This window comes from Intrasporangium sp. (assembly GCF_032907665.1).
Classification (GTDB): Bacteria; Actinomycetota; Actinomycetes; order Actinomycetales; family Dermatophilaceae; genus Intrasporangium.
The window spans coordinates 47,186-53,708 of the sequence record NZ_JAJJPG010000001.1 but is presented as its reverse complement, the minus strand read 5'-3'; the positions used below and the strand labels follow the sequence as shown (position 1 = coordinate 53,708).

Below are 6,523 nucleotides of genomic sequence, written 5' to 3'. Positions count from 1 at the left end.
CAACGCGGTCTATCTCGTCGCGGGGATCTCCCTCATCGTGGCCGCCGTGCTGCCCTCGGCGCTCACCAGGTACGCGGTGTCCGCCCCGATGGTCCTGCTCGCCCTGGGGATGGTGATCGGTCTGGCCCCGCTGCCTGACGGGCTCACCCTCGACCCGATCGACGTGCGGCCGGTCGTCCAGCGGGTCACGGAGATCACGGTGCTCGTCGCCCTCATGGGAGTGGGCCTCGCACTGGACCGGCCCCTCTCCCTCCGCGACCGGTCGTCGTGGTCGGCCTGGTCGGCGACGTGGCGCCTCCTCGCCTTCGCGATGCCGCTGACGATCGCCGGCGTGGCGCTGCTCGGCTGGGGGCTCGGCCTCGCGCCCGCGGCGGCGCTCCTCCTCGGGGCGGCGCTGGCGCCCACCGACCCGGTCCTCGCCGGCGACGTCCAGGTCGCCGGGCCCCAGGTGCTCGCGGAGGACGCCGACGCCACGGACCCCGAGACCGTCGAGGAGATCGACGAGCAGGACGAGGTCCGCTTCGCGCTGACGTCCGAGGCGGGCCTCAACGACGGTCTCGCCTTCCCCTTCGTCTATGCCGCGATCTTCCTGGCGGTCGAGGGACCGCCCTCCGAGTGGCTCCCTCGATGGGTTGCGTGGGAGCTCGTCGGGAAGGTCGTCCTCGGGGTGGGCGTCGGGGTCGTCGTCGGCACGGCCCTGGCACGAGTGGCGTTCCGTGCCCCGAGACGCACCCTCCGGCTCGCCGAGCAGGGCGAGCCCCTCCTCGTCCTCGCCGCCCTCGTCACGACGTACGGGCTGAGCGAGCTCGTCGGCGGCTACGGCTTCCTGGCCGTCTTCGCATGCGGAATGACGCTGCGAGGCGCGGAGCGGGCGCACGAGTACCACCGCACGATGCACGAGGTCGTGCAGAGTTTTGAGCGTCTCCTCGTGCTGCTCGTGCTCCTCCTGCTCGGCATGGCCATGACGAACGGGCTGCTCGCCCCTCTCGACTGGCGGGGGGCCCTGCTCGCCGTCGCCCTCGTCGTCGCGGTGCGTCCCCTCGCCGGCGTGGTGAGCCTCGGGCTCTGGAGGCGCAGGAATCGCGAGCCCGGCGGGATGACGAGGGCTGAGGGCCTGGCCACGGCGTTCTTCGGGGTGCGGGGCGTCGGCTCGCTCTACTACCTCGCCTATGGTGCGGGCCTGTACGCGTTCCCCGAGGAGCGCTGGCTCTGGGCCGTCACCGCGGTGGCCATCGCCCTGTCGGTCTTCGTCCACGGGGCACTCGCGACCCCGGTGATGCGCCACCTCGAGGCCAAGCGGGGGCAGTCGGCGGCTCGAACCCGCCCCACCTGAGGCCGAATGCGGGTATGCCTGACTCATGACACCTGCCACGGGGCTGCGATGAGTCTGGTGCTCGGGCCGATGCTGCGCTACTGCGACGAGACGAGCGCGACGGTGTGGGCCGAGACGGACCGGAGTGCGACGGTCAGCGTGGCGTGCGGCGAGCGCAGCTGGCACGCGCCGACGTTCGCCGTCGGCGGCCACCACTACGCCCTCGTCATCGTGGAGGGACTGGACCCGGCCTCATCGCAGGACTACACCCTGTCCCTCGACGGACGGGCCGTGTGGCCGCCACCCGAGAGTCCCTATCCACCGCCGCGGATCCGGACGATCGACAGGTCGCAGCCGACCCGGCTCGCCTACGGCTCCTGTCGCACCTCCGTGCCGCACGACCGCGAGGGCAACGCGACGAACGGCGTGGACGCCCTGCGTGCCCTGGCCCTCGCCGTGGCCGACGGAGTCGCCGAAACACCCGATCTCCTGGCCTTCCTCGGCGACCAGGTGTATGCGGACCTGACCTCCGAGGCGATGCGTGAGTACATCATGGCCCGCCGCAGCCTCGGCGAGCCGCCGGGCGAGGAGATCAAGGACTATGAGGAGTACACCCATCTCTACTGGCTCGCCTGGACCGATCCCGCGAACCGCTGGCTGCTGTCCACGGTGCCGTCGTGCATGATCTTCGACGACCACGACATCCGCGACGACTGGAACACCTCGTGGACCTGGCACGAGGAGATGAACCGGACGTCGTGGTGGCATGAGCGCCTCATGGGAGGGCTCGCGTCGTACTGGGTCTACCAGCACCTCGGCAACCTCTCCCCGGACGAGCTGCGCCAGGACGAGGTCTACGCCATGGTGCTCGCCCACGAGCGGACGCCCGGGGGCGACGAGCTCGACCTCACGGACGTGGTCCGTGACCTTGCCCGCCGATCGGACCGGCACCCCGAGGCCTACCGCTGGAGCTATGCCCGGGACTTCGGGGACAGCAGACTGGTGGTCGTCGACTCGCGAGCCGCCCGGGTCCTCGAGCCGAGTCGACGCTCGATGCTCGATCCCGCCGAGCTGGCCTGGCTCGACGACCAGCTCAGGGGGGACGTCGACCACCTGCTCATCGGCACGTCCCTGCCGTTTCTCCTCCCGCCCGGCCTGCACGACCTCGAGGCCATCGACGAGGTCCTCGCCACCGGTGCCTTCTCGTCAGAGATGCTGTCCCGACCCGTCTCGCGGGTGGCGGAGCGCCTTCGACAGAAGGTCGACCTCGAGCACTGGGCTGCCTTCAACGAGGGCTTCGACGAGGTCTTCGAGCTCGTCATGGCGGTGGCACGGGGCGAGCGGGGCCGCGCACCCGCGACGGTCACGTTCCTCTCCGGCGACGTGCACAACTCCTACGTCGCCCGGGTCGAGGACGCCGCCCGGCGCCACGGTGCGCGCTCCCTCATCGTCCAGGCGGTGTGCTCGCCGATCCGGAACCCCATGCCGCGGGGGCTGCGCATCCTCATGTCGGCCTCTGCCAAGAGCCTCGTGCGTCCGATGCGCTGGATCGCGAGTCGCTCCCGACGTGTCCCCGACCCCACCTACCCATGGACGGTCACCGACGGGCCATGGTTCGACAACTGCATCGGGGAGCTGCGGGTGGCCGGTGCCGACCTCGAGCTGACGTGGCGGAGAGGCGAGGTGCCGGCCGGCGAGGACGACCCGGTCCTCGCGACGGTCGCCACGGTCCACCTGCAGGGCGCTGAGCAGCCGGTATCGTGACGGCGTGACCGACCCAGCACGCCGATTGGTGATCGCCTACGCCTTCCCGCCGTACTCAGACACGTCGGCGACCGTGGCCGCCAAGCGCGTCTTCGAGCGTGGCGAGCGGGTTGATGTCATCCAGAACGCCATGGACGAGATGCGGTCCGTCGACGAACACCTGGAGGACATTGCCGGTGATCTCGTGGCTCGTCGCAGCATCCTCGAGACGACCGCGCGATTCTCCGGGTGGCAGTCCATCGAGGAGTGGTGTGAGGAGGGACGCGCACAGGTCGAGACGTGGATCGCGGAGTCGGCAGCACAGGGTGAGCTGGTCACCGGACCGGCCTTGCCCTGGACGAGCCTCTACTCGAGGGCCCACTTCGTCGCATCGCATGTGCTCGCGGGGTTGATCAAACTGGATCACCCGGACCTGCACTGGGAGGTGGAGTTCTCCGACCCCTGCTCCCGGGACGTCACCGGCGCCGAGCGGTACTCGCCGGCTGCGCCCGGCGAGCTATTCGACCAGGTCCGCCGTGCGGTGTCCGGCGCGGGATTCATGCCTCCAGACACCGACAACGCCTACGTGTGGGTCGAGTACCTCGGCTACAGCCTCGGGGACGAGATCCACTTCACCAACCAGAACCAAGCGGACTACATGATCGGGCTCATCGAGGATCCTGCGCTCGCGGAGCGGGTGAGGCAGCGGGCACACATTTCGCCACACCCGACACTGCCCCCGGCCTTCTACCACCTGAGCGATGCGCGGATCGCGATCGACCCTGAGCGCATCAACATCGGCTACTTCGGGAACGTCTACGGCACCCGAAGCCTCAGCCCGCTGCTCGACGGTCTCGCCGTCCTTCCCCTGCAGGACCGTGCGCGCCTCATGGTGCACATCTTCACGTCCAATCCGGAGGAGATCGTGGACATCGTCGAAGACAAGGGAGTCGCTGATTCGGTGCGGGTGGGCCCCTACGTGCCCTACTTCGACTTCCTTGCCTTGACCACCCAGTTCGACCTGCTCCTGGCCGTGGACGCGGCACTGCCGGCCACCGCCGAGCGCAATCCGTTCCTCGTCTCGAAGTGGAGTGACTACAAGGGCAGCGGCCGGGCGGTGTGGCTCATGGAGGATCGGACGAGCCCGCTTGGCCAGAGCGAGGATCCCGCGCTGGTCCTCAGGACGCCTGCAGGCCACACCTCGGCCGCTGCGCAAGCGCTCGCCCGGCTTGCCCGGCAGGGGCTTCCGGCCGTCGATCCCGTGGCCGTCAGGGCAGGATGACGTCGACCGTCAGCGCAGGATGACGTCGAGGATCTGTCTGGTGGCGTTGCGTCCGTCGAGGACGGAGCGCATCGACCCCTGGGTGCTGAGCAGTGCGGAGTGGCGGGCGTCGGGGTCGCGCAGCGACCAGATGATGTCGACAGCGTCGTCGACTGTCTCGAAGATGGCCGACTTCGGGAAGAGACCCGAGGCGCCCTGGTACCGGGCGAAGGCCGGCCACTCACGGACGACCGGGACCGCGCCGGCGACGATCCCCTCCATCGCGCCGATGTGGAACGACTCGCGAAGACTGGTGCTCAGGATGAACGCGCTGCCGGCCAGTGCACCGGGAACATCGCTCGTCTGACCCACGTAGTCGATCGCGTCGAGCAGGTCGGGTTCAACGGACCGGCGACGGAATGCCCTGATGTAGTCGTTGACCAACGCACTGGAGCTGGGCCCGAAGTCCGACCCGATGAGACGCAGACGCCACCCGGGCTCACGTTCGAGCAGGCTGGCGAGGATGTCGAGGGCCATGATCGGGTCCTTGACCTTCTGCGCCCATCCGACCATGGCGAGGGTGCGTCCGCCGACCGCGACGGCTGCCCTTGACGGCGTGGCGTTCGAGTCCTCTGCCGGGAAGGGCGCCAGCAGGTTCGGGACCACGTGGACGTTCAGGTGCTGGGCCCGGTCGCCGAGCAGCGCGAGGACGATCTGCCTCAGGTGTTCGCTGACGCAGATGAGATCGTCGACGCGAGACCAGTCGACCAGATGGATGCCCGCGCTGAGGACGTCAGCGCTGTGGACCCGGAGCACCAGCCGTGCCCCAGGGGGGAGATTGACTGACGCCCAGAGGGCGCCCTTGTCGGCCCAGTCGGCGACGACAACGTCGGCGCGTGCCAGCTCGGCGAGCTCCTCGGGACTTGCCGGCTCCCGGAGGTCCCCGCCGACGGCACGCCGGAGCCGGTAGGAGACGAAGAACTCCCCGAGCGCCATGGCCTGGAAGGCCGGCTCCTTGAGCTGGAGCACGGACAGGTCGACCCTGGGATCGGCATCGAGTGCGGAGATCACCCGAGACGCATGCCACGGATACGAACCTGGTAGGTACGTCACCTTGACGGCACGGCCCTCACCCACGGGCGGCGGTGTGTCGTGGACGGCGACATTGCTGCCGGTCGGGGAGGTGAGCAGCTCACCGACGCGGGACTGGCGCAGCGGCGCCGTGAAACGCTGAGGGGACTCGACCAAGGGAGTGCTGGGCACGTCCGTGTGAAGACGGGGGTGGAACATGAGGTCGATCGCGATGGAGGCTCGGCCCGCGCAGTCTCGCATCGCCCGCGCCTCGAGCGCAGCGTCGGCCGAGGAGAAGACAGTCGTCAGGAGCTCGTCGAGCTCTCCAGGCTCGACGAGCTCGTCGTGGAGTCGCAGGTGCATCTCCACTGCCCGGAAGGTGGCCTCCTCGTCACCGACCGGGACATCACGCTCGGCTCGTCGGCACAGCTCCAGGATCTCGCGCGCATCGTCGAGTCGACCTCGGAGGGTCAGGCGGTGCATCGCGCTGCGGGCGTGCCTGTGCAGGTCGCTGGGGGGCGGAAGGAGCCATGGCTCGCGGTGGCCGAGCCAGCGGACGGCCTCCATGAGGCCGTTCGTCCTCAAGGGTCTGAGCAGATTCGTCGACATCTGGTGCAGGCGATGGTCCAGATAACGCCACCAGCGCTCCTCCTCGAGCACGGCGGCCACCTCGCTCGGGCCCCACAGGCGCGCCGAGGGGTTGTGCGCCCGTAGTGATCGCTGGGCGCCCTTCGCCACCTCGTCGAGGAGGAGTACTCGCTCGGCTCCGCTGACCGCGGCGACGAACCAGCTGTCGCGACGCGAGACGAGCTGCATCCGCAGACCGTCGGGAAGAAGGGCTTCCAGGGCACCGGCGGCGCGCCGGGCGCGGCGCGGGACATCGCGCGAGAGGGTGGCGCGTCGACGGCGCACGGGCGAGTCCACGCCGGACGCCTGGCCCTCGAGGTAGGCGAATCGAACGCGGTGGCCCGCTGTCGCCAGCTTGGTCACCCACGGAGCGACGGTCTCGATGGCCTCGGCCCGTCCAGCCACGAACAGCCAGGTGGCCCGGTGGACGGCTCGCCCGTCGAGTGCCGCGAACTCCGGCTTGGTGTACATGCGGTTCCTTCCGCGTCCCTCAAGGTCTCGGCAGACCC

Annotated in this window: 4 protein-coding genes; 3 read left to right on the top strand and 1 reads right to left on the bottom strand. The window is 69.7% G+C overall.

Annotation, left to right across the window (positions count from 1 at the left end; all coding sequences use genetic code 11):
- The 3 genes from LOY02_RS00225 to LOY02_RS00215 all read left to right on the top strand — a co-directional run.
- Positions 1-1,333, top strand: a 1,333-nt coding sequence (locus tag LOY02_RS00225; RefSeq protein ID WP_317180294.1) for a cation:proton antiporter, incomplete at its 5' end; no start/stop codon positions are given.
- Positions 1,334-1,381: 48 nt separating this feature from the next.
- A complete protein-coding gene (locus tag LOY02_RS00220; protein ID WP_317180293.1) occupies positions 1,382-3,076 on the top strand; it encodes an alkaline phosphatase D family protein in 1,695 nt (564 codons plus the stop codon).
- 4 nt (positions 3,077-3,080) lie between these two features.
- Entirely contained in the window at positions 3,081-4,337 is a 1,257-nt protein-coding gene (locus LOY02_RS00215; protein WP_317180292.1) for a hypothetical protein, read from the top strand.
- Between the two features lie 9 nt (positions 4,338-4,346).
- On the opposite strand, the gene LOY02_RS00210 is transcribed toward LOY02_RS00215, so the two are convergent.
- A complete protein-coding gene (locus LOY02_RS00210) occupies positions 4,347-6,485 on the bottom strand; it encodes a hypothetical protein (protein WP_317180291.1) in 2,139 nt (712 codons plus the stop codon).
- Positions 6,486-6,523 lie beyond the last annotated feature (38 nt).